The sequence below is a fragment of the Achromobacter piechaudii NBRC 102461 genome (assembly GCF_001571245.1).
Lineage (GTDB): Bacteria > Pseudomonadota > Gammaproteobacteria > Burkholderiales > Burkholderiaceae_B > Achromobacter > Achromobacter piechaudii.
In genome coordinates, this window is sequence record NZ_BCTK01000014.1 from 306,296 (window position 1) to 328,613 (window position 22,318).

At 61.7% G+C, this 22,318-nt stretch carries 23 protein-coding genes and 1 tRNA gene; 19 read left to right on the forward strand and 5 right to left on the reverse strand.

Annotated elements, in window-relative coordinates; translation table 11 throughout:
- The first annotated feature begins 14 nt into the window (after positions 1-14).
- Positions 15-701 carry a response regulator transcription factor gene (locus API01S_RS26165; RefSeq protein ID WP_006216232.1) on the forward strand — a complete coding sequence of 229 codons (687 nt, stop codon included), beginning with the start codon at positions 15-17 and terminating at the stop codon, positions 699-701.
- Here API01S_RS26165 and proB read toward each other — a convergent pair.
- The 5 genes from proB to API01S_RS26190 all read right to left on the reverse strand — a co-directional run bounded on the left by proB (position 698) and on the right by API01S_RS26190 (position 4,887).
- The gene (gene proB / locus API01S_RS26170) at positions 698-1,834 is read right to left on the reverse strand and encodes a glutamate 5-kinase (RefSeq protein ID WP_006216231.1); all 1,137 of its coding nucleotides are present in this window, start codon (positions 1,832-1,834) and stop codon (positions 698-700) included. The two genes, API01S_RS26165 and proB, sit on opposite strands and share 4 nt — an antisense overlap.
- Before the next feature lie 55 nt (positions 1,835-1,889).
- A complete protein-coding gene (gene obgE, locus API01S_RS26175) occupies positions 1,890-3,029 on the reverse strand; it encodes a GTPase ObgE (protein ID WP_006216230.1) in 1,140 nt (379 codons plus the stop codon).
- Between the two features lie 175 nt (positions 3,030-3,204).
- The gene (rpmA, locus tag API01S_RS26180) at positions 3,205-3,465 is read right to left on the reverse strand and encodes a 50S ribosomal protein L27 (protein WP_006216229.1); all 261 of its coding nucleotides are present in this window, start codon (positions 3,463-3,465) and stop codon (positions 3,205-3,207) included.
- A 34-nt stretch (positions 3,466-3,499) separates the two neighbouring features.
- Positions 3,500-3,811 carry a 50S ribosomal protein L21 gene (gene rplU, locus API01S_RS26185; protein ID WP_006216228.1) on the reverse strand — a complete coding sequence of 104 codons (312 nt, stop codon included), beginning with the start codon at positions 3,809-3,811 and terminating at the stop codon, positions 3,500-3,502.
- Between the two features lie 317 nt (positions 3,812-4,128).
- Positions 4,129-4,887 (reverse strand): IclR family transcriptional regulator, encoded by a 759-nt coding sequence (locus API01S_RS26190; RefSeq protein WP_061306517.1) that lies wholly within the window; start codon positions 4,885-4,887, stop codon positions 4,129-4,131.
- Positions 4,888-5,006: 119 nt separating this feature from the next.
- On the opposite strand from API01S_RS26190, the gene API01S_RS26195 reads away from it, so the two are divergent.
- The 18 genes from API01S_RS26195 (at position 5,007) to API01S_RS26295 (ending at position 22,245) form a co-directional block, all read left to right on the forward strand.
- Positions 5,007-6,167, forward strand: a complete 1,161-nt coding sequence (locus tag API01S_RS26195) for a fumarylacetoacetate hydrolase family protein (protein ID WP_061306518.1) — start codon at positions 5,007-5,009, stop codon at positions 6,165-6,167.
- A 158-nt stretch (positions 6,168-6,325) separates the two neighbouring features.
- Positions 6,326-7,291, forward strand: coding sequence for an octaprenyl diphosphate synthase (ispB, locus tag API01S_RS26200; RefSeq protein WP_006216224.1), 966 nt, complete (start codon positions 6,326-6,328; stop codon positions 7,289-7,291).
- Positions 7,292-7,568: 277 nt separating this feature from the next.
- Positions 7,569-7,645 (forward strand) — tRNA-Pro (locus tag API01S_RS26205).
- Positions 7,646-8,093: 448 nt separating this feature from the next.
- The gene (locus API01S_RS26210; protein ID WP_006216223.1) at positions 8,094-8,945 is read left to right on the forward strand and encodes a ParA family protein; all 852 of its coding nucleotides are present in this window, start codon (positions 8,094-8,096) and stop codon (positions 8,943-8,945) included.
- A gap of 3 nt (positions 8,946-8,948) precedes the next feature.
- Positions 8,949-9,347 (forward strand): hypothetical protein, encoded by a 399-nt coding sequence (locus API01S_RS26215; RefSeq protein ID WP_081451497.1) that lies wholly within the window; start codon positions 8,949-8,951, stop codon positions 9,345-9,347.
- Positions 9,344-9,571 carry a hypothetical protein gene (locus API01S_RS26220; protein ID WP_006216221.1) on the forward strand — a complete coding sequence of 76 codons (228 nt, stop codon included), beginning with the start codon at positions 9,344-9,346 and terminating at the stop codon, positions 9,569-9,571. Before API01S_RS26215 ends, API01S_RS26220 begins: the two co-directional genes overlap by 4 nt.
- Positions 9,568-11,211 (forward strand): ParB N-terminal domain-containing protein, encoded by a 1,644-nt coding sequence (locus API01S_RS26225; RefSeq protein ID WP_061306519.1) that lies wholly within the window; start codon positions 9,568-9,570, stop codon positions 11,209-11,211. Before API01S_RS26220 ends, API01S_RS26225 begins: the two co-directional genes overlap by 4 nt.
- A complete protein-coding gene (locus tag API01S_RS26230) occupies positions 11,208-11,738 on the forward strand; it encodes a hypothetical protein (RefSeq protein ID WP_046803178.1) in 531 nt (176 codons plus the stop codon). The genes API01S_RS26225 and API01S_RS26230 overlap by 4 nt, the downstream gene beginning before the upstream one ends.
- 393 nt (positions 11,739-12,131) lie before the next feature.
- Entirely contained in the window at positions 12,132-12,590 is a 459-nt protein-coding gene (locus tag API01S_RS26240; protein WP_052945930.1) for a hypothetical protein, read from the forward strand.
- Between the two features lie 7 nt (positions 12,591-12,597).
- Entirely contained in the window at positions 12,598-14,055 is a 1,458-nt protein-coding gene (locus tag API01S_RS26245) for a hypothetical protein (RefSeq protein WP_052945931.1), read from the forward strand.
- A 127-nt stretch (positions 14,056-14,182) separates the two neighbouring features.
- Positions 14,183-15,235 carry a PFL_4669 family integrating conjugative element protein gene (locus tag API01S_RS26250; protein WP_046803337.1) on the forward strand — a complete coding sequence of 351 codons (1,053 nt, stop codon included), beginning with the start codon at positions 14,183-14,185 and terminating at the stop codon, positions 15,233-15,235.
- 375 nt (positions 15,236-15,610) lie between these two features.
- On the forward strand, positions 15,611-15,772 hold the full coding sequence (locus API01S_RS26255; protein WP_156487187.1) for a hypothetical protein: 162 nt from the start codon (positions 15,611-15,613) through the stop codon (positions 15,770-15,772).
- Between the two features lie 33 nt (positions 15,773-15,805).
- Complete coding sequence (locus API01S_RS26260) at positions 15,806-16,153, forward strand: Sec62 family protein translocation protein (RefSeq protein ID WP_006216219.1); 348 nt, start codon at positions 15,806-15,808, stop codon at positions 16,151-16,153.
- A 110-nt stretch (positions 16,154-16,263) separates the two neighbouring features.
- On the forward strand, positions 16,264-16,656 hold the full coding sequence (locus tag API01S_RS26265; protein WP_232294644.1) for a single stranded DNA-binding domain-containing protein: 393 nt from the start codon (positions 16,264-16,266) through the stop codon (positions 16,654-16,656).
- A gap of 55 nt (positions 16,657-16,711) precedes the next feature.
- Complete coding sequence (locus tag API01S_RS26270) at positions 16,712-16,969, forward strand: hypothetical protein (protein WP_006216217.1); 258 nt, start codon at positions 16,712-16,714, stop codon at positions 16,967-16,969.
- A 418-nt stretch (positions 16,970-17,387) separates the two neighbouring features.
- On the forward strand, positions 17,388-19,934 hold the full coding sequence (locus API01S_RS26280; RefSeq protein ID WP_006216215.1) for a DNA topoisomerase: 2,547 nt from the start codon (positions 17,388-17,390) through the stop codon (positions 19,932-19,934).
- A gap of 422 nt (positions 19,935-20,356) precedes the next feature.
- The gene (locus API01S_RS26290) at positions 20,357-21,034 is read left to right on the forward strand and encodes a hypothetical protein (protein ID WP_232294643.1); all 678 of its coding nucleotides are present in this window, start codon (positions 20,357-20,359) and stop codon (positions 21,032-21,034) included.
- 503 nt (positions 21,035-21,537) lie between these two features.
- The gene (locus tag API01S_RS26295; RefSeq protein WP_039883693.1) at positions 21,538-22,245 is read left to right on the forward strand and encodes a tyrosine-type recombinase/integrase; all 708 of its coding nucleotides are present in this window, start codon (positions 21,538-21,540) and stop codon (positions 22,243-22,245) included.
- Positions 22,246-22,318 lie beyond the last annotated feature (73 nt).

Genomic DNA, 22,318 nt, shown 5'->3' on the forward strand with positions numbered 1-22,318 from the left:
GGAGGCGAATACACATGCATGAACGAGGCAACGTGTTCGTCGTGCAACTTGATGAAATGACGAGCAATCATTTTGTTGCTGCCTTGCGAGATTTCCAATGGCAAGTCAGCGCGTGCGCTTCACCGGATGAACTTCTGGAACGGTTGCGCACCGATGATGTCGACGCGATGGTGTTGCGTGGGCAGGGGCCCGAGGTCCCCAAGCTGATTGCGGCCTTGCGTCGCGCGGCGCCAGACGCGGCGGTCGTGTGGCAATCGCAGGCAGCGTCGGCGCGTGAGCGGGTCGAGGCGCTGGAGGCGGGCGTGGACTTCTATAGTTCGGCCCGCATGGAACCCGAGGAATGGGACGCGCTGCTGCGCAATGTGCGGCGGCGGCTGCTGCCGCCTTCGACGGACGGCCCGGCATGGCGGCTGGACAAGCGGGTGCTGTCGGGGCCGGCCGGTGAGCGTCTGCCATTGACGATCACCGAACGAGACTTTTTTGTCCGATTGTTGAAGGCCCCTGGCCAATGTCTGCGGCGCGAGCGTTTCTTTCCGTGCAATCCCCGGGAGGGCGCGCGCCGTGTCGATGTGCTGGTATCGCGGCTGCGCACGAAGGCGCGCCGCTTCGATATTGAGCTGCCGGTGTTGGCCGTGCGCGGATGGGGGTACATCCTCTTGCAGCACGGCCACCCGCAGGAATCGCAAGAGCAGCAGGACTAAAGGACGACCAGGTTGTCCCGATGCATGAGTTCGGGTTCGGTCATGCTGCCCAGGATGCGAGCAATTTGCGAGGACGGCTGGCGCAGGATGCGCCGCGTGTCGACGGACGAATAGTTGATCAGGCCGCGCGCGCATTCACGGCCTTCGCTGTCCACGCAGGCCACCACGTCGCCCCGGCCAAACTCGCCTTGCACGTCGGTCACGCCGATGGGCAACAGGCTCTTGCCTTCGCGCATCAGGGCTTGCACCGCGCCATCGTCCAGCACCACGCGGCCCCGTAGACGCAGGTGGTCGGCCAGCCATTGTTTGCGGGCGGACCATACCGGCAGCACGGCGCGCAGTTCGCTGCCGATGCATTCGCCCTGGGCCAGGCGCGTCAGCACATTGCGTTCGTGGCCAGAGGCGATGATGGTGTGTGCGCCGCTGTGCGCCGCGCGTTTGGCCGCCAGCACCTTGGTCAGCATGCCGCCCGTGCCGATGCCGCTGCCCGCGCCGCCGGCCATGGCTTCCAGCGCCGGGTCGCCCGCTTGCGCGTGCGACATGAAGGTGGCGCCAGGGTTCTTGCGAGGATCGGAGTCATACAAACCGCGCTGATCGGTCAGGATGATCAGCGTGTCGGCTTCGATCAGATTGGTGACGAGCGCGCCCAGCGTGTCGTTGTCGCCCAGGCGGATTTCATCGGTGACGACCGTGTCGTTTTCGTTCACGATCGGCACCACCCCCAGGCGCAGCAGCGCAAATAGCGTGCTGCGCGCGTTCAGGTAGCGGTGGCGGTCGGCCAGGTCTTCGTGGGTCAGCAGGATCTGCGCGGTGCGCAGGCCGTATTCCGCGAAGGCTGCTTCGTAGGCCTGGCACAGGCCCATCTGGCCCACGGCGGCCGCCGCTTGCAGCTCGTGCATGACGGAGGGGCGCTTGCGCCAGCCCAGGCGTGCCATGCCCTCGGCGATGGCGCCGCTGGAGACCAGCACGATCTGTTTGCCCTGCTTGTGCAAGGCGGCGATCTGCGAGGCCCAGTGCGCGACGGCCGCGCGGTCCAGGCCGCGGCCTTCGTTGGTGACCAGCGACGAGCCAACTTTGGCGACCAGGCGCTGGGCGTGGGTGACGACGGAAACGGCGGGTGTTTCAGCAGACATGGTAGGCGCCGGCTGCGGCGAAAAAAGACGTAATCGAAAGGACTGCGATTATGGCTTATTCGTCACCGCCGCGCGGAGCGGCGGCCGGCTTGTCGGCGTCGGAACGCGTGTCGTCAAAGCGGGGGTCCGGCGCCACATAGGTGCCATCTGCCTGATCGCGCGACAGATGTTCCTTTTCGCGCTCGGCGTCCAGGTAGTCTTGCAGCGCGTAGAGCAGATCCTGCGTGCCTTCGCCGGTCAGGCCGGAAATGGCGAACACGGGGCCCTTCCAGTCGTACAGTTCCAGGAAGCGGCGCTTGGTGTCTTCGGGATCGGGCACCATGTCCAGCTTGTTCAGGACCAGCCAGCGCGGCTTGGCGGCCAGTTCCGGGTCGTAGCGGCGCAGCTCTTCAACAATGGCGCGCGCGTCGACGACGGCTTGCTCGACCGGATCGGCATCAGGGTCGGGCGTGGACACGTCGACCAGGTGCAGCAGCACGCGGGTGCGCGCCAGGTGACGCAGGAACAGATGGCCCAGGCCCGCGCCTTCGGAGGCGCCTTCGATCAGCCCGGGGATGTCCGCCACGACGAAGCTGCGCGACGGCGAGGTGCGCACGACGCCCAGGTTCGGGTGCAGCGTGGTGAACGGGTAGTCGGCGATCTTCGGCTTCGCATTCGAGATGCGCGTGATCAGCGTCGACTTGCCGGCGTTGGGCAAGCCCAGCAGGCCCACGTCCGCCAGCACCTTCAGCTCCATGCGCAGATAGCGGTGTTCGCCTTCCTTGCCGGGCGTCCATTGGCGCGGGGCGCGGTTCAAGCTGGACTTGAAATGGATGTTGCCCATGCCGCCCTGACCGCCAGCGGCCAGCACGACCTTCTGGTCATGCGTGTCCATGTCGAACAGGACTTCGCCGGTTTCGGCGTCATGAATGACGGTGCCCACCGGCACGCGCAGGGTGATGTCCGGGGCGGCTGCGCCGTACTGGTCCGAGCCACGGCCGTTTTCGCCGCCTTTGGCGCGATGCAGGCGCGCGTAGCGGAAATCGATCAGCGTGTTGATGTTGCGATCGGCAACGGCATAGATGGTGCCGCCGCGGCCGCCGTCGCCGCCGTCCGGGCCCCCTTTGGGGATGAACTTTTCGCGGCGAAAGCTCGCCACGCCATTGCCGCCTTTGCCGGCGACCACTTCAATGGTGGCTTCGTCTACGAATTTCATGGTGTCTGCGCGTGTAGTGGGTAATAGGGCAGCCGCCCGCCATGGGGCGCTGCCAGGTTGGCATTGGAAACTTTACTCGCCAATGACCTCAAAAACAAAAAAGCCCTGCCGCATGCGACAGGGCTTTTGCCGTTCGAGAACGCGGCGAACCGCGTTGCTGACCGTGCTTGTCCGATTACTCGGCAGCGACGATCGAAACGGTCTGCTTGTTCAATGCGCCCTTGAAGCCGAATTGAACCTTGCCGTCGATCAGCGCGAACAGGGTGTGGTCCTTGCCCATGCCGACGTTCACGCCAGCGTGGAAGCGCGTACCGCGCTGACGCACGATGATCGAACCAGCGGGAATCAATTCGCCGCCGAATGCCTTGACGCCCAGACGCTTCGATTCTGAGTCGCGTCCGTTCCGCGTAGAGCCGCCGCCCTTTTTCTGTGCCATGTTTAGCTCCTGCTAAGTGGTACCGAGTCGCTTCTTAAGCCGTGATGGCTTCGATGCGGATTTCGGTGTAGTTCTGACGGTGGCCCTGACGCTTCTGATAGTGCTTGCGACGGCGCATCTTGAAGATCTTGACCTTGTCGTGGCGGCCTTGCGCAAGAACCGTTGCCTTGACCACGGCGCCGGAGACGAGGGGCGTGCCAACTTTCAGTTGGTCGCCTTCGCCCACGGACAGCACTTGGTCCAGGGTGATTTCTTGCCCAATGTCTGCCGGTATCTGTTCTATCTTGAGTTTTTCGCCAGCGGCAACGCGATACTGCTTGCCACCGGTTTTTACGACCGCGTACATGGGGTGTTCCTTAAATAGGTAAATGGGTTCATTCGCGCGGCCCGCCCTGCTGGGCGGGGTGCCACTTTGGAAAGATCGGTTTCCCGACTGGCTGTTTTTCCTTTCATGCCGCGCTGGCATTTGCATGCAGCGGGCCAAAAGCAAGAACGCCTCCGAGCTCTATACCGATGAACTTCAGGTAGAAAGCCAACCAAAGGGTTTACGCGAACAACCGACGTAATTCGGGCATTGCTGACCGAATCCGCAATATTAGCGCGTGACTTTTCAAAAGTCAAAAACCTGTTGTGGGCTAAGGGCTTAGGTGTGGCGCGGGGGCTTCACGCAGGCGCCACCACCCGCTGGGCGACGTGGCGCGCCACCTGGCGGATGCCTTCCATGACCTCGCGCCGGTGGGCGTCGTCCAGCCGGTCGGTCGGGATCGACGTGCTGACCGCGACGCGCTTGCCCAGCGCGGTCACGCCCACATAGGCCGCGTAGCAGACCAGCCCGGTCGCCAATTCCTCTTGATCGTGGCCCAGGCCCGTCTGGCGGACTTGGTCCAGTTCGCGGTCCAGCGCTGCGCGCGTGGTCAGCGTGCGGTCGGTTACGCGGGGCAGGGGGTCGGGCACGCATGCGCTGAGTGCGTCGGGCTCCAGGCTGGCCAGCAGCACCTTGCCTAACGCGCAGGCGTGCGCGGGCAGGCGCATACCCAGTTCGGACACCAGCCGCACCGGCCGACGCGCGTCTTCGCGGGCGATGTAGACCACGTCGAAACCATCCAGCGCGGCCAGTTGCACGACCTCGTTGCAGCGGGCGACGAAGGCGCCGGCGGCTTCGTGGAACGCGGCTTGCAGCCCGTCGTGGCGCAGGTAGGCAAAGCCCAGCGACATCAGCTCGATCCCGATCAGGTAGCCGCCGTCCTTGCGTTCGACCCAGCGGCGCTGCTCCAGGCAGTCCAGCAGCAGGTACAGGGTGCTTTTTGCCAATTGGCAGGCTTGCGCCAGTTCGGCCGCCTTGACCGGGGTGCGGCGGCTGGCCAGCACGCGCAGGATGTCGTGGGTACGGCGGATGGCGGGCACATCGTAGTCGGCGCTCATGGCTTCTCTGTCCAACCTGTTGGACTGCAATTCAGAATGTTGGACATGATACTCACCTTCTTCTAGACTCGTTGCACCTAATCGACATGCCGCCCAGACGGCATAAAGCGTGGAGACTCATGAACCAAGACAACTCATTGCCTGTAGACCTGGACAACGCCTTGCTGGTGGGCCGCGTATGGCGGCCGGCGCCGGTGGACGGACCCAGCGTCGTCGTGGTGCGCAACGGCGAGGTCTTTGACATCAGCGCCGTGGCGCCCACCGTTGCCGACCTGCTGGATCGTCCCGACCGCGTCGTGCTGGCCAAGGGCGCGGCCGGCGAATCTTTGGGCGACGTGCGCGCCCTGGTGGCCGCGACGATTCAAGGGCAGGACGGACCACGGCTGCTCGCCCCTTGCGATCTTCAGCCGATCAAGGCGGCCGGCGTCACGTTCGCCATCAGCCTGTTGGAACGGCTGATCGAGGAAGAGGCGGGCGGCGACGCCAGCCGCGCCGACGAAATCCGTGTGCGCATGCAGGCGTTGATCGGCTCGGACCTATCGCGCTTGCGGCCGGGTTCGGCCGAGGCGATCAAGCTGAAAGCCGAAATGATGGAGCGCGGCCAGTGGTCGCAGTACCTGGAAGTGGGCATCGGCCCCGATGCCGAGATCTTCTCGAAGACGCCCGCGATGGCCTCGGTTGGAACCGGCGCGCAGATCGGCGTGCTGCCCGAATCGCAATGGAACAACCCCGAACCCGAGATCGTGCTGGCCGTGGACAGCCGGGGCGAGATCGTGGGCGCCACGCTGGGCAACGACGTCAACCTGCGCGACATCGAAGGCCGCAGCGCCTTGCTGCTGACCAAGGCCAAGGACAACAACGGCTCCTGCGCCATCGGCCCCTTCATCCGCCTGTTCGATGGCGATTTCGACCTGGACAGCGTGCGCCAGGCCGACGTGTCCTTGCGCATCGACGGCACCGATGGCTTCCATCTGGACGGCGTGAGCCACATGCGCGAGATCAGTCGCGATCCCCAGGATCTGGTGCGCCAGGCGTTTGGCGCGCATCACCAATACCCCGACGGTTTCATGCTGTTCCTGGGCACGATGTTCTCGCCCAGCCAGGACCGCAAGGGTCCTGGCACCGGCTTTACCCATAAGCTGGGCGATCGCGTAGAGATCGCATCGGAACGCCTCGGCGCCCTGGTCAACGAGGTGCGGCTGTCCACCGAGATTGCGCCGTGGACCTTCGGCGTGCGGGCCTTGTACGCCAACCTGGCCAAGCGCGGTCTGGTTCGATAGGGGCGGCGTCGGGCGCATCCTGCACTGACAGCGGGGCGGCAAGCGGGCCGCCCCGCTGCCGTCACACCCCGTATAATCGCTGGTCGAATCCCCCGCCATTCCTGGCGGCCCAGCGGTAAGAGCCCCCCTCGCGGCTCGTTTCACTTGTCGGATACGTCTTGAATCTCCCCGCGCTTATTGCCCCCATTGCTGACGATATGAAGGCTGTCGACGCGGTCATCCGCGAACGGCTGAATTCGGACGTGGTCCTGATCCGCACAATTGGCGACTACATCATCGGCGCGGGCGGCAAGCGCATGCGTCCGGCGATGGTGCTGATGGTGGCGCGCGCGCTGGGCTACGAAGGCACCCATCACCAACTGCTGGCCGCCGTGGTGGAATTCATCCACACGGCAACCTTGCTGCACGACGACGTGGTCGACGAATCCGACCTGCGCCGTGGCCGCGAAACCGCCAACGCCGTATTCGGCAACGCCGCCAGCGTGCTGGTAGGCGACTACCTGTATTCGCGTTCGTTCGAAATGATGGTCGAAGCCGACTCGATGCGCATCATGAGCATCCTGTCCGAAGCCACCACCGTCATCGCCGAAGGCGAGGTGCTCCAGCTTCTGAACGTGCACGACCCCGACGTCTCGCAGGACCGCTACCTGCAAGTCGTGCGCTACAAAACCGCCAAGCTATTCGAAGCCGCTGCCCAGGTCGGCGCGGTGCTGGCCGGCGCAACGCCCGAACAGGAAGCCGCCGCCGCCGCTTATGGCCGCCACGTCGGCACCGCGTTCCAGTTGGTCGACGACGTGCTCGACTACAGCGGCGACGCCGCCGCCTTGGGCAAGAACGTGGGCGACGACCTGCGTGAAGGCAAGCCTACGCTGCCGCTGATCCGTGTGATGGAAGTGGGCACGCCGCAGCAACAACAACTGATCCGCGACGCCATCAAGACGGGCGACGCCGATTTCGCCGCCGTGGCCGCGGCGATCCAGGCCACCGATGCACTGGAACACGCCCGTCTGGCCGCCGTGGCCGAGGCGGATCGGGCGCGCGAAGCCCTGTCGATCTACCCCGTTTCGCCTTTTCTGAATTCTCTGCTAGAATTCTGCGCTTTCGCGGTGAATAGAGATCGCTGAAGCCGAAATCCAAGACGGCGCTGAAGTTGGCGCGGATGGTGACGCTGATTGAAGTAGACGAAAGTCTGGTGGACGAAAGTCTGATTTTCAAAAAAGCGGAATATAGGTTCTAATAGCGGTCGCTGTTGAGGCCGTGATGATTGAAGCGAAGGCGGAAACGCTATTGCAGCAGTTGTCAGATCTCAGGCCCGCAGCGGAAAGCAGTAAAAAAAGCAGTAGCAAGAACTTGGTAGCACTGAGCGCCGCTAAGTTGGTAGTACGAGTTGTCAAACTCATTCGGGGCGTAGCTCAGCCTGGTAGAGTACTGCGTTCGGGACGCAGGAGTCGGAGGTTCGAATCCTCTCGCCCCGACCACTTATCTGTGGTCGAATTTTTGGTGGTGTTCTCGACACCAGCAGCAAGAGCCGGAACCGCGAAAGCGGCGCCGGCTTTTTTGCGTTTGCTTTCTTCCTGCGCCAGCAGGATGAACGTCGCATCGATTGCGACACCGGCTTCCTGAGCCATCAGCATAGCAGTCCGGTAGTCCGGCAAGTGCGTGCCTTTGACATAGCGATCCAAGGTCTGTTGCTTCAGACCCCACGCCTTCGCCATGCTGTTGACGCTGCGCCCCTTGAGCGCGGCTTCTACAAATTCCTGATATTCCATCGCCAGTCCTATCTTGCCGAATTACACGGATTCGGGTAATGTCGCCCTGAATTACACAAAATCGTGTAACACGGAACCGTGTTTTTTCTAACGATAACCGCCCTTGAACGGGTATGCAACTGGGCCGAACGGCCTACCGCCGAAAAAGAGGAACGCCATGCCACACGCGATCGCTGTCGCGTCCACCAAAGGTGGAGTCACGAAGACCACGACCTGCGCAAATCTCGCAGGAATATTTGCCGACTTCGGCATGCGGGTCTTGCTGATAGACGCTGATGAACAGAACAGCCTGACGAAGTACTACCCCATTAAACATCGCGCGGAGCACGGGCTGACACGCGTCATCACCCGGGGCGGCCTCGTCACCGAAGACTGCATAAGCCAGACCGCGATTCCTGGGATTGACATCATTTGCTCGGATGCTGTCGCGGGCAATCTTCAAACGTGGCTCAAGGATCGAGAAGATCGTCTGCTGATAATGCGCCGGGCAGTGAGGCGCTCAGCGGCCGTCGAGAAATACCACGGGATCATCATTGACACGCAGGGTGCTGCCGGCGAGCTACAGAAGACGGCGGCGATGGCGGCGGACGTGATCTTATCTCCCATCAAGCCGGACGTTTTATCTGCGGCTGAATTTGCCGACGGCACGCTGCGCATGATGGAGTCTCTGAACAGTCTTTCGGACTTCGGCTCGGACTTTCGCAGCGGGGACCTGTACGTCGTTATCAGCGCCCTGGAACGCAACAACAATGCCCGCCAAGTCGCGGATCAGATCCGCCGGAGCTTTCTTGGCCATCGGCAGGTGAAAGGGATTCTGGAGACTGTCATACCGCACGCCGCAGCCTATACCGCTGCCGCAACAGCACGTGTCCCAGTTCACCAATACGACCGTCGCAGGGGTGACAAGTCCCCCTGGGACGTCATGCACCGCCTGGCGTGGGAACTCTTCCCCGCGCTGAACGGCATTTATGTGGACGGTCAGGGCCAGGCCGGTGAGGCGGAGGCTTGATCGATGAAAAGAGCCAACCGACTGCCTGAACTGCCGGACATCGGCGACGTATTCCGAGCTACCGCGCCATCAGGAGGCGAACAACCGCCCTTGACGTTCTACGTGGCCGTGTCTTCGGACCACGCGCCGCTGGAAATGCGACGTGCGCGCGCTGCAGCCGTCGTTCAAACAGCACTCCTTGCGATGCGGCCCATTGGCCTTGACTCTGCGGAGACCGCTCCGTCGGAGGTCATGAGCTTCAGCGAAATGACGCTCATGGGGGTATCAAAAATGGAAGCTGCGCGCATCTTTGAGGACCCGGTCCTCCATCACTGGGTCCACCGACCCATCTTCATCGTGCCGGACCCGGCCCCGTACCTGAAGGCTTGGTCCGCGATCAGCTCAGGGAGGATCGAGGCGTGAGCACGAACAAAGAACTTGCGCTCCAGCACTTAAGCACTGAGCTGGACCTCTTGCACCGCGCAGCGGCCGGATCGCCCGAACGTGCCCTGCACTTGGGCGTTGTGCTGGGCGCCGTAAGCGCATATCGAAATCTGGGCGTACTTGGTGAAGACGACTTGCTCTTCATGGCCACCGCCCTCGCAGGCGAGGATGACAAGCTGCCTACTCTGAGGGGCAACGAATGAAGCCCGCATCGAAGAAAGTAGACCTGGACCAAATGATTGCGTCGCGGCTGAGCGAAAGATCTCCCGAGCCGGCTGCAATCGAATCGGCGGTGACCAATGTCATCACGCTGAACGTCAGGGACGACTGCCGCTTATACGAACGCAACCCGCGAACGGTCCGTAATGAAAAGTTCGACGAGATCAAAGAGTCGATCCGCAAGCGCGGACTCGACCAGATGATCGCGGTGACGCAAAGGCCGGGAGAGAAGCAGCACATCCCCGCCAAGGGTGGCAACACCCGCTTGGAGATCCTGCAAGAACTCGTCGCCGAAGGCGAAGTTCGGTTTCTGTACATGGACTTCGTGAAGGTCCCGTACCGCAGCGAGGCAGCCTTGCTCGCGGCGCATATGGTGGAGAACGATCAACGTTCGGGGCTCCTCTTTTGGGACGCTGCTCGGTCGACCTTTGACCTCAAACAGGAAGTCGAGCGCGAGCGGGGAGCCGCCCTGAGCTTGCGGGACTTTTCTGAGCACCTCAAAACCAACGAAGGCATACAAGCCTCTCCGGCGCTCCTCAGTCATTACGGCTTCACCATGAAGCATCTCGCCGACCTCGCCTGCGCGGCCAATCACCTCTCCAGACGGGATGTGCAAGATCGCTTCATACCGGCACGGAGTCGGCTGGCCGCGATTGCGTCGAAACTTGGTGCAGAGGATGCACTGGAAGAGGCTTGGACGCTCGCTATCGGCCACATGCGCGAAAACTATGTTGCGACAAAGTCGCTCGATTTTGGGGCATTCACCGCCAGACTTGACGAGAACTTTGCGCAGCGCGCGACCTTGACCGTGGACGAACTTCAGCGTGCGGCGCTAGTTGTGCAAGCGAATTCGGATATTGATGCTGCCAGTCTGATGCGCGACGCCAAGCATCCCCCGTCTGTCTCGGGCGGCACTTCCGCGCACAGCGAAGTCGTAGGTGGCGGCGAAAAGGGCTCCGCCCAACCGCCGACCTCAGGCGCGGTGGAGAAAAGCCCTGCGGAGCACCGCGAAAAGTCAGAAGACTCGCTTCCCAACCAGCATGAGAAGCCGCACGCCGCATCAGTAGTTTCGAAATCTGGCACGTTGCAATCCACGGTCGACGACAGAGGTGCTGCCGAGCGCGAGCTCTGGCACGCACTGGAGGAGCTTGCCATGGCCAGCCGTCTTCAAGGCTGCCTGCAGTCCATCGACGAACTGCCTTTGCGCTTCATGGTTGAGATTCCCTCAGATGTCGGCGGCCACTTGGGGTCCTTGCAGGAACAGGCGTTGCAGGGCGGCGACTTTGCCGAGCGCTACTACGCGTGGTGGTGGCTCGTGCTCCTCTCCCAGCAAAACACCCCCGCCGGCCTTCTCGTGATTCCGGACTGCGAGTTCAAGCGGCAGGCGGATAGCACTGAGTCCTGGCAAGAAGCATGCGAGACGTTGCTGGGAGATCCCGTATACGCCGACGGCTCGTATCACGTTGTGCGACGAATGACGGATGCCAGCGATGCGACGGGATTGATGTATCTCCGGGTCATTCAAGCGGTCCGTCAGTTCAATCAGGCATTCCCTGAGCGATCCACACAGTCCTTCTGGAGCTCGGTAGGAGTGCCGGCAGAACTCATGGGAGGTATGTCGTGAACTTCATGGAGCTGAAGCATCCGACGCTCAAGCGTAAAGCCCTGCGCGAGCTGAATGAACAGATCCGCCGGCACGCATGCGCCGATGGTGCTATCCCGCCGCATACGGCCCAACTTCTCCTGGCCGGCCTCCGTGACCGTGGACTTGACGCAATGCTGCCGGCCGTGACGGTTCGAATCTATGTGGATCCCGAAGCGCTCGTTGCTCAGCAGAGCGAGCATCAACAACGTATGGAGCTGATGGAGCAGCTTCGACGGTTTCTACGGGCACAAGCCAGCGGATCCCTGATACGCGCGCTGTTTCCGTCGATACCGACGATGGATGTCGAGCAATTGCGGACGCACATGAGACTGAGCCAGCCAGGCCCTGCGGTCGAGCTGGAGTCGGGAGAGTACTTGCGAGTTCACAGCATCTGGAAGGAATTGCAGAAATCGACCTCCGACGTTCGTGAACGCTACCTCGCGCTACACGATGCCTTCCCCAAGTACACCCTTCTTACGCTGTTCGCGGCGCTCAATCAGCGCTAGCAGGAGACCCGTATGAGCTCACCAAAGATGCAAGGCTGCGTGGCCGCGCCGGTGCCCGGCGAAAGCCATGCCGCCACTGTCACCGTTCTCGAGGGGACACCCGCGTTGCGACCCTTGGCCTACACGCTCGCCATGCGACGCGTCGCGGAACGAGCCGCCGATCAGCCTCCGATGAAGGCGATGTCCGGCCGCGCTGGATTCGGGAGGGGCGGTCGTGGATAAACGCACTTCACCCAAGACGTTTCTCCCCAAGTCCATAGGCGCGTGGAGTAACGCCAGCCCTGCGCTTGTCTTGTGGTTTCTGCTCGGGCGTGATGGCGAGTGTGGCGCCGCAGCTAACGACTCTCTGTTTGGTCACAACGAAGGGACTTCCTCGATCGACCGGAGCCCGCAATGACCACATGGGATTTCACGCTCGATCCTTACGGCCGGCGATATGCTGCAAAGAATGACGCAGGCACCGCGATTCAGCGCGACCAGGCCAACGAGCACTATCTGCTGCGTGTTCTAGACGCCCCAATCACAATCCACCGTGCTTTCGTCGAGCTCGCGGGAAGTCTGAACGCCGCAGCCATACTCAGCGATCTGGCGACCCAGTCCGACCTGGCTGAACTGGAGGGAGACTGGGTCTATCTCGACGCGGCCGAATGGCGTGCTCGCCTCGGCCTGTCCTACAAGGAGCAGCTCACTGCGCGCAAGCTACTAGAGCGCAAGGGGTTCCTTGAGACCCTGCGTACCGGAATGCCGCCTCGTACAGCAGTGCGAGTGAACTGGATTGCGGTAGACCGGGAGTTGCGTCAGCAGGCCGCAAATGCCGCGCTGGCGCGTCCCTTGCCCGTTCTCAGTAGCTGACAGTCGTATGTCGAAGAACTTCGCCTACGACCGTCTCTGGCTGGCCTTGAAGCAGAGCCGGCCCATCGCCTTTGGTCTCTTCCTGGCTCGCATGGCCGGGAATCCGAAGGCGGCGATCGTACTGTCTCAGCTCGCACACTGGACCCGAACCGGGCGTGACGTAGCTCAGACCAATGGCTGGATCTTTAAAACGCAGCAGCAGTGGTGGCTTGAGACAGGGCTGTCGCGTGCCGAGTTAGATACGGCACGCCGGCGCCTCCGCAATCTCGGGTTTGTGGAGGAGACGCTCGCGGGCCGGCCCGCCACGTTGTGGTACCGGATGAATCTGCCAAACATAGCGAGAGCGCTGGAAGTCTGCCGTAAGGAGGCCCTACCAGTGGAACTCACATTCGAGTTTATGCGCGCCCCTGAGCGCGCCGTCCGGGATCTCCTGGGTCCCACGACGGCTTATCACCGAATTCTCGCAGACGTGACGGGCGGAGTGAACGCAGGTTTGCTGCTGTCGCGTTTGCTTCAACTACAACGCAGGTCGGTCGAATCCGGCTATCCCTGGTTCAGCTTGACCGCGCTGAATTGGCAAGAGGATCTGGCGCTCAATCGGCGCTCATTGGAGAACGCCAAGGACCGATTGAAAGCCCTTGGTCTTGTTCAAGAGTTTCACCTGAATCGGGGTGCGAAACGCGTGTACACGCAGGTCGACCCAGCGTTGCTGTGCGAACTACTGGAGCAGCAGTTCGCCTCCCAGGCCGCTGTCCAAAAGAGGGCCGAGGTTGCGGGCATGGCTACCACTCGTCGTCACCAAGCATTCCAGATGGCCACGGACGATGGCATGGCAACCGCCCAGAAGCAGAGCGTCGGGCGGGCCAATGTACGAAATCAGCAAACTGGAAATACCCAACCGGAAATATCAGTTTGCGGGAATCGTCCATTGCAGATTGCTCGAAAAGTTCAAAGCAGTTTGCTGAATTCGTCCACTTCTATAAGGGGTACGACTACATCCTCGAATACACCAACGACCACAACCCACGCGAGCGCAAACGACGCCGTTTTGCTGCAAAACACATCCGTGGTGGTGGGCTTGGATTCGCTTATCTGGCCAGACGTGCTCCCTCCGGAGAGCCGAGAAGGTGCGATGACCATTCTTGGCTACGCACCGGACGTTTTCCGACAGACGCTCCTGGACGAATTCGCTGCCCGCGCTCGAAAGCAGACGGTGGAGAACCCGCTCGGATACCTGAGGCGGCTTGTGCTTCTGGCCCAACAAGGGCGCTTTGTTCCTGAACTTGCTCACGTTGAGGCGCAACGGCGTCGCAATCTCGCGGCGGTAAGCGCATCGGTTCGCGCCGCTGAGGCAGGGGTTATGGCGGACGTATCGCCGGCTTTGGAGCCGTCCTCGAAGGCGGAGGGTCGAGCCCGTATCGCGGAACTGCGGGCGGCGATGGCTGGACGGAGCACACGAACATGACCGTTTTGCAGCAAAACAGGCCCAGACAGGAAGTGCTTTGCGAGATGGCATTGCCGTCGTGGAGCAGCCTATCAGCGTCGTGGGCCAGCAGCACCCCAAAACATACTCAACAACGGAGAAGCGCCTGATGGCACCGAAAAAAATGGCGATTGATACTTCCTTGTCCGCGTTTGCGACGGCAGACACCTCCCCTTTTCCCGACGGCTACGACTTGGAGGGCGAGCGCCGCATTCTTGGTGCGTTGCTCAACGAAGATGACCCCGACCCTGCGAATCCGCTGTTTGGTCGTTTGCAGCTCTACTACGAGCGAGATGCCGAGTTCAAACGCATGCGGCAATCTCATGAGGCCCGTGCTGGCGCCGATCCTCTTGTGGGCAATTCGGAAGCCCGCCAGATAAAGTCGTTGCCTTCCCTTGTCGCGGAGAGTCAGGACGTGATGTCTCTCCACACTTTGGAGGCGCTCCGATTGTTCATGGGCAAGGCGGTCGAGCCGGGCAAGCAAGGCGCGCCGATCGCCGGAGGAAAGCGCGTGGCCGCGGCGCTTCGATCGCTCTGGTCGCTATCGTCCAATGACAATCCATATGCCGACTGGGCGCTGGTCGAGACGAAGTCTCGCATTGAAGAAGTGCGCGCGTACATCAAAGCGGAGCAAGCGCAACTTCTCCATAAGCTGGACGAGATGAAAGACAAGGGGCTGACGTACTCGGTTCTGCAATCGCGCGAGCCCGCGCAAATGCAGCTCGGCTTCGCGTCGCCCTACGGCTACATGGTGGCCCTGCTAATCGTCGAGGTGGACTATTTCACGCGGGTTTTGAAGAGCGCCCAGAGGCGCGACCTGGTGTCCGGACGGCAGGGACACGCACTGCTGCAATCGGTCAAGCACAAATGTCGGAGCGTATTCGAGCGCGTCCTCTACTGGCAGAAGTACCTGATGAATGAGGAGTTGGTCGCGCTCAGCCGCGTGGATTTCGTGGCCGGCGCCGACGCCGCGTCTCAGCAGAGAACGCAGGCCGTGAAGGCAATCTTCGGGGACGTGCCGAAGGCGGTGTTTATGGGTGAAGACGCGCCCCGTCACACCAAGCGCCGCTTGAATCTGTCTGCTGCGGAGTTACGGCTGTTGGATGCTGTCCCTCTGACCGACGAGGTTGGAGCGGGTGTCGATAAGAGCCTGTTGGCTTAGACGGAGCTCTTGATGTCGACAGCTTCAGTGCGTTTCATGTGCGGGGATCAGGCCGCTTTGCCGCCGCAGTCTGATCTTTCGGCTGCGAATGGGGACGTCCGGGCCGGATCGCGTTTGGCGTCATCCGTATCTGTGGACATAAAAGCCTTTAAGGGTAAGGGAGCGTTCCGCTCCCTGTCGAGGCAGCTATCTGAGTCCGTGGCGCAAACTCGGGATGCGATGAGCTCATTGGCGCGTGACACGACACGTTTCGATGCGGGTTGCTACCTGCGTTTGGTGGAGGAGCGTGGACGTGGAGAGATGGGACGGGCGCGCCTGCGCTGGTGCATTCGAGGACAAGCCAGGTACGTGCTTTTCGAAGCGTTGGAGCGTGCCTTGACCAGCCTTCCTCCGGCGGTCGTCGAGCACTTTCATGCCTGCGAAAAACGAGCGATGGAGCTCAATGTCCTCGAAAGCGTGTTGCGTCAAGCGGTCGATCAATTGGAGTCGTACCTGCGGAACGGGGCACTGCGCCAGAAAGCGGAGGGGGGGGGCTGAGCCGCCTGTTTTGCTGCAAAACAGGAACGGGCGATGAGCGAACTCACTAACCCAACGCGTGCATCTGCTCGCACCCTGTGCTGGGTTTGGGTCATCGCCGCCATTGCGATCGTAACGTCTCCCGCGCTGATAGCAATTGCTCTCCTCGTGCTCCACATCATGTATCCGCTCTGGCCGTATTGGACTGAGGTCGGAATTTGGATCGGCTTCGCCGCACTGCTGGCGTTCTTCGGAAGTGTGCTGGTGAACGACATCATGACGGGCCTTGAAGAATCAAGGGCGAAGCGGCGCGGTGTTGTCGTGAACGAGAGAGGTGTACCGATCCGGCAGGACGTTTTGCTGCAAAACAGAAAACGCTATGGACGAAACCAGCAATCTTGATGCCATCAAAGTTGGGCGGACGACCCAGTACAGATGGCTCAAATACATAACGAGGATAACTTTTTTGGAGTGTTGATATGGCAATGCGAAGTGAGATGGGCGGAAACGTCTTGACGAACCCGGTCTTGAAGACGGTGAAAGTGAAGGGTGAGGATCGCCAGATTTGTGAGTTGCGCGTGATGTGCGCCGACTACAAGTCGGACGGGAATGGTGGATACGTCCAAGACGACGTCCGGACATTTCCGGTGCAGGTGACCATTTGGCACGAAGGGACCGCCAAGCGCGTGTATGAGGTCGTCCGGGTCGGCGCATCCGTGACCGTGGTTGGAACGACGTATGCGCGGCCTTGGGTCAACGAGCAGAGCAACCAGGCCGAAGCTGGTATGTGCATGGATGCGGAACGGGTGACCTTGGGCCTTCAACGGGTCGAATCCGTGCAATACCGTGCGAAGGCTCAACCCGAGGCGCCGAAGGCTAGCGATACGGCTCCGGCTGCGATCTAACCCAGTGAACATATTCCGGGGGTGGCGCCGCTGCCCCTGGCTTGGAGGATTTGTGATGCGTATCAGCACGAGAAGGCCGAAGTGGGAGCAATTTCGGGAATCGCACGTTCTGCGTGTGGGCAAGGATCAGCGCGTGCTTGGCAGAGTGGACCTGATCGGATCGGTTGGATATTGGTGGCAAACGGCCGACAAAACGGATGTTGCCTACAACCTCCAGGACGCCAAGCGTAAGGTGGAGGATATTCTTAGGCTGAGCGCGGGCGTAGTGGTGCTCAAGGGCATGACGGCAAGCCCCATGGCCCGTGCGGCGTAGAGGCGACCATGCGCACTACTGTTGCTCAGCGAATTTCGTACGCTCGCGTCGCCGCTCGTGAGGCGGGATTAGGGGCAGCGGTCGTCGCCAAGAGGGCGCGCACCGCAGTGATGGGAGCCCCTCGCCGGTTGTGGGCGCTCCTAGCGATCGCCTGCTCTGGAGCGCTCGTTGTGAGCGCAATCTCTCATTTCCTGTCAGGAGGCGCGTCCGGGAGCCGAACGATCGCCGAGCTTATCGGGCGGCCGTTGAACACGGCCCTCATCGCCTACCTTGTCGGATACGCTGTCTGCTTTGGTGCATGGCACGCAATTTCGGTGTGCCGGCGGCTGGGGCGCGAGGAGATGACGCGGGCGTCCTTCCTACAGGGCAAGGCACAGCGCCCCAATTGCCCGCGCAATATCCTTCGGGAGCGTGACTGATGAAGACGCTCATCATTGCCGAAAAGCCATCCGTTGCGCGCGATATCGCTGCCGCAATCGGCGGGTGCCGCCAGGTCGGAAACTGGCTGGAAGGTGAACAGTTCGTCGTCAGCTCCGGTATCGGACACTTGGTGCAGATCGCCGATCCAGAATCTGGCCATCCCTCCGCGGGTTTCGGGGGCCTGCCCCGAATTCCACATCAGTTCGCTCTCAGTGCCATTCCGGGCACCGTAGATCAGCTCAAACTACTCGGGAAATTGATTGCCCGGCCCGACGTCTCCAAGGTGGTCAATGCTTGCGACGCAGGCCGCGAGGGCGAGCTAATCTTTAACCTGATCTACGAGTTCCACAAGGCACAAAAGCCGGTGTTTCGGATGTGGATTCAGTCCATGACTCCTGCGTCGATCCGTGAGGCATTTAAGGGGCTTCGGCCAGCGTCCGCTTTCGCGAGGCTGGGCGATGCGGCTCGGAGCCGCTCGGAGGCAGACTGGCTGGTTGGCATTAATGGATCCCGAGCGGTTTCCGCCCTGCTCGAAGCGCAGACTGATCGGCGGGAGCGAAATTCCGTCGGCAGAGTGCAAACGCCGACGCTTGCGATTGTCGTCCATCAAGAGCTCGCTATTCGCTCTTTCATTCCGAGGCCATACTGGGAGCTGCACGCGACTTTTGCGGTGCAGGCTGGGGAGTATGTTGCCCGCTGGCGTGGGCCGGCCATTGACGCAGGAGAATCCGCGGGGGATTCGAGACACCGCATATGGGATAAAGCCAAGGCAGACGCCTTGCTTGCAAGTTGCCGGGCAACTCCGCCCACATCCGTGCGCGATGAGTCTAAGGTAGTCACCAGCAGTCCTCCCAAGCTGTTCGACTTGACGACGCTCCAGCGCGAGGCCAACAAGCGGTTTAAATTCTCCGCGAAAAAGACGTTGGACCTGACCCAGGCCCTGTACGAGAAGCACAAAGCACTCACCTACCCAAGGACGGATTCGAACGCGCTTCCAGAGGACTACGTGGGCAAGGCCATAGCAGTCGTCGAAGCCTTGGCGGATAGCGCATACGGCGAGCATGCGGGACGGGTCATTGCCAACAGTTGGGTCCGTCAGGATAAGCGGATCTTTAACAACGCGAAGATCTCTGATCACTTCGCCATCATTCCGACGGGGCGACTTCCGGGCGACTTGACCGACGGCGAGGCAAAGGTCTTCGACCTGGTCGTTCGGAGGTTCCTGGCGGCCTTCCATCCGCCGGCGTCATTCGCCAAGACAGAGCGGACGACAATCGTGTCCGGGCACGAGTTCACCGCGACAGGCCGGGTGCTTCAAGACGCTGGATGGATGGCGGTCTATGGGCGAGACCCCGACGCAGAGGATGAGGCGCCGTCTCTTTGTCCACTGGTACAGGGAGAAGCCGCAGCAAACCGGGATGTGAAGCTCGTTGCCCAGAAGACCAAGCCTCCATCCAGGTTCAATGAGGCAACGCTGTTGGGGGCAATGGAAACTGCCGGTAAGCTGTTAGAGGATGACGATCTCCGCGAGGCGATGATAGAGCGCGGCCTTGGTACGCCCGCCACTCGCGCGTCGATTATCGAGGTGCTCCTGGCAGATCAAGACCGGGCCAAGCGTCCGATAGAGCCCTATTTGCGGCGACAGGGGAAAGAGCAGCACCTGGTTCCCACGGACAAGGGCATTCAGCTTGTGGAGTTTCTGGAAACCAATGGCCTTGAAGAGCTCACGTCGCCCAGGATGACCGGCGATTGGGAATCCAAACTTCGTCTTATGGAGCGCGCACAGTACGAGCGATCGCTCTTCATGACTGAGACTGCGCAGTTCGCACGTCGCCTCGTCGAGACGCTGAAGGCCAGGGCGGCTGCGTTGCCGGCAGCGCCGAAGACCTCCCTCGCTGCGCCTTGTCCTCGGTGCCAGGCCCCACTGCTGGCGAGCGCTCGTCAGGTTTCGTGCAGCGCCGGTTGCGGCTTTCGGCAGGATCGCTCGGTGGCCGGACGCGAGTTGTCTTATGCGGAGCTAACCGCGCTGTACAGCGTGGGTAAGACGGAGGTGCTGGAGGGCTTCGTTAGCAAGGCAAAGCGTTCGTTCAATGCCAGGCTTAAGCTCAATGAAGAACGACGTCTGGAATTCGAATTCGAGCCACGCGCCGGTACCGCGACGGGCGCGGGCGTCACTCCCGGAGGAACGCAGAAGGCATACCCATGCCCTCTTTGCCGTAAGCCTTTGCGCTTGCGACAGGGCTCACGGGGGGCTTTCTGGGGATGCAGTGCCTACCCAGAGTGCAAACATACTCAACCGGACGAGGGCGGTAAGCCGTGGGTTCGCGCAGGGTCTGTTGCGGCGTCGATGCCAACTGCGGAAGTATTGAGTGCCTCTGCCGGCGGTGAGCCCTGGGCGGGTTGTGCAGGGGCGGCGTGCCCTACCTGCGGGGCCGGCAAGCTTGTGAGCCGTGTTTCTTCCACCTCGGACAGACGGTTCCTGGGGTGCAGCAAATTCCCGAAATGCCGTCATTTCGAATGGGAGAAGGGCAATGGGACACGTTAGCGTGCAAGTGCCGTTCAGAGCGGCAATTGGAACGATGGGACAGGTGTCCTTTCGATTCGACGAGAGTGCCTTTCATGCGTCTTCAAAGGCCTGCCTGTCGATCGACCTGGGCACAGCGCAGGGGCGCGGCCCTGTGTCGGCGACTCTTGATGTCGAGGGAATGCGGCAACTCGTGGACCGGTTGATGGACTCGATCCTTGCAGTTGAACGACGCCAGCGGTTGGATTGCCAGGATCTGATTGGATGAGGAAGTTGCTGCTCACTGGGCCGACTGGCGGCTCTACCGTACACACTGCGCGGTGTGTACGGTATAGAAAAACTTGCGTCATAAATATGACGATTTTCATGATCGTGGTTTTGGAGGTTAGCCGGCAATGGGTAGGCCGTCCTTTCAGCTAACAGACGACCAGGCGAGACGCATCATGGTCGCCGTCGGGCGCCTGCAGGAAGCGTATCCGGCGGTAGCGGATAACCGCGCTTTTCTTGGTGGGCTAGTAAACGCGGTGCTGGAGGTTACGGGGCGCCTGTATGGCGTTCCCACGTACCAGCGAATTCTGCGGGCGTACGCACCGACGCGAAGCCCGTCCACCAAAACCATCCTCTCCGTGCTGGTGGGTGTGCAGAAAGCCATGGTGCAGACGCCGTCGACCGGCGCCGATCACGATAGCTGCGCTGCAGCTGCGCCGGCGCAGGTCCTGGCGCGTCAGGAGGACCCTACACCGGTACGTCTGCTCGCGATCGAGCTTGAGGAGAGTCGCCGCCGACGCCTGGTGCTTGAGGCAGACAAAGCTCGATTGGAGGCGGCGATGAGCGCGCAACAATGCGAGTTGGCTCGCGCGCTGGGGCAGGTTGATAGCGCTGACCGCGCCCTCTCTGCCCTGGCGGACAAGATGGCCGCGCTAGTGAATACGGTGACGCAGGTCACACAAGCCGAGCAGGGCGGGCGTGCCTTTGCGTTGCGGGCAATTGAAGCGGCACGCGCGGAAAGCCGGCTCTGGCGGGAACGCTATGAAGGATTGCAGGTACTGCGAAAGGAAGAACAAGCGCTGTTGGATTCATACAGGCGAGCCGCGTTAGGGGCCACCGGAGCGCCGCGATGAACGCCGTGGTTTCTACCGCGGCCTCTTCCATCACGAGCGGCTCAGAGGGCGTTCCGTGCGTCCTGGGATTGGTCCGCGATGACTGGGACGCCGCGGAGCGCTGGCTAGACGTGCTGGCAGCGCGTCGACCGCCGGTAAGTCCTCATACCCTCGCGAACTATCGGCGCGAGATTCAGCGTATCCGCTGGTACTGCAACCTGGTGGGATCGGATGGGCCTAGCCGGTGGTCTATCCCTGACGTGACCCGCTACCTTGCATTCCTGCGCGAAAGGTCGGGTGACCATGTTTGCGGTAGGCGCACCGCGCGCGCCGGCGATCCTGACTGGACGCCATTTCGAACCAGGCTCGGAGCGTCAGCACTCGCGAATGCGCAGAAGGTCCTGCATGCACTACTCAAGTTTTGGTTTGAGGCAGGGTATAGACGTGCGAATCCAATGGCGTCTATCGGAAGTGGCGGCGGGGTGGGGCGCGACGCGCCGCGTCGCCATGCAGTGCCTCCGGACTTGATCGAGGAAGTTCTGGAATCGATGGAACAGGCTGCGCGTGGGTCAGTCGAAAAGAGGCTGATGTTTCTGCGAGATCGGTTCATTCTGCGTCTGCTGCAGTTCACGGGGTTGCGGGCAAGTGAGGTTGTGTTAGCCACCATGGGGGACGTGGAGCTTTACGCGGATCCGAAGTCCGGACGCGCGCATTGGTCCTTGCTCGTCAGACATGGAAAGGGCGGGAAAGCCGGGCGAGTAGCCTTGCCGTCCAACGTCATGGATGACCTGCGTGCCTACCGCTACGCATTCAGCTTTCCGCCCGAGCCTGCCTCCGGAGATCCAACGGCGCTTATTCTCTCGACCCGCACGCGAAAAGTGGAAGGTCCGGGCCCTTGCTCGTCGTCGGTGGTGGGACGCCGCAGTCAGCGGCGGTGGCGGGAGATTCGACGGCGGGCTACCCTTTGGGACATACTCACCAGCGCGTTTCAGGGGTGTGCAGTGCGGCTTCGCGATGCGGGCCGGGATCAAGACGCAGGGCTGCTTGAGCGCGCTTCAACGCACTGGCTTAGGCATACGTTCGGCCGGCAATTGACGGCGATGGGCGTGGACGTGCGGGTGATCGCGAAGGCCATGCGACATGACGATGTGCGGACATCGATGGCATATACCGAGCTTAACTTTTTGGATGTTGTCCGCGAACTCGAGAAGGTGCGGCCGGGCGGCGTGTAGAGGCGTTAGCTCAGCGCGGGACACCTGCATTTACTAGATTGAGCGTTCCGAACGGGCGGAGTCCGGCCAGCAG

What these genes read in the sequence shown, in the direction of transcription:
- rplU (WP_006216228.1), bottom strand. Translation starts at nt 3,811, where the DNA reads ATGTACGCGGTCGTAAAAACCGGTGGCAAGCAGTATCGCGTTGCCGCT.
- API01S_RS26270 (WP_006216217.1), top strand. Translation starts at nt 16,712, where the DNA reads ATGCGTATCAGCACGAGAAGGCCGAAGTGGGAGCAATTTCGGGAATCG.
- API01S_RS26165 (WP_006216232.1), top strand. Translation starts at nt 15, where the DNA reads ATGCATGAACGAGGCAACGTGTTCGTCGTGCAACTTGATGAAATGACG.
- API01S_RS26225 (WP_061306519.1), top strand. Translation starts at nt 9,568, where the DNA reads ATGAAGCCCGCATCGAAGAAAGTAGACCTGGACCAAATGATTGCGTCG.
- rpmA (WP_006216229.1), bottom strand. Translation starts at nt 3,465, where the DNA reads ATGGCACAGAAAAAGGGCGGCGGCTCTACGCGGAACGGACGCGACTCA.
- API01S_RS26195 (WP_061306518.1), top strand. Translation starts at nt 5,007, where the DNA reads ATGAACCAAGACAACTCATTGCCTGTAGACCTGGACAACGCCTTGCTG.
- API01S_RS26210 (WP_006216223.1), top strand. Translation starts at nt 8,094, where the DNA reads ATGCCACACGCGATCGCTGTCGCGTCCACCAAAGGTGGAGTCACGAAG.
- API01S_RS26240 (WP_052945930.1), top strand. Translation starts at nt 12,132, where the DNA reads ATGACCACATGGGATTTCACGCTCGATCCTTACGGCCGGCGATATGCT.
- API01S_RS26290 (WP_232294643.1), top strand. Translation starts at nt 20,357, where the DNA reads ATGGTCGCCGTCGGGCGCCTGCAGGAAGCGTATCCGGCGGTAGCGGAT.
- API01S_RS26280 (WP_006216215.1), top strand. Translation starts at nt 17,388, where the DNA reads ATGAAGACGCTCATCATTGCCGAAAAGCCATCCGTTGCGCGCGATATC.
- obgE (WP_006216230.1), bottom strand. Translation starts at nt 3,029, where the DNA reads ATGAAATTCGTAGACGAAGCCACCATTGAAGTGGTCGCCGGCAAAGGC.
- API01S_RS26250 (WP_046803337.1), top strand. Translation starts at nt 14,183, where the DNA reads ATGGCACCGAAAAAAATGGCGATTGATACTTCCTTGTCCGCGTTTGCG.
- API01S_RS26260 (WP_006216219.1), top strand. Translation starts at nt 15,806, where the DNA reads ATGAGCGAACTCACTAACCCAACGCGTGCATCTGCTCGCACCCTGTGC.
- proB (WP_006216231.1), bottom strand. Translation starts at nt 1,834, where the DNA reads ATGTCTGCTGAAACACCCGCCGTTTCCGTCGTCACCCACGCCCAGCGC.
- API01S_RS26245 (WP_052945931.1), top strand. Translation starts at nt 12,598, where the DNA reads ATGTCGAAGAACTTCGCCTACGACCGTCTCTGGCTGGCCTTGAAGCAG.
- API01S_RS26190 (WP_061306517.1), bottom strand. Translation starts at nt 4,887, where the DNA reads ATGAGCGCCGACTACGATGTGCCCGCCATCCGCCGTACCCACGACATC.
- API01S_RS26215 (WP_081451497.1), top strand. Translation starts at nt 8,949, where the DNA reads ATGAAAAGAGCCAACCGACTGCCTGAACTGCCGGACATCGGCGACGTA.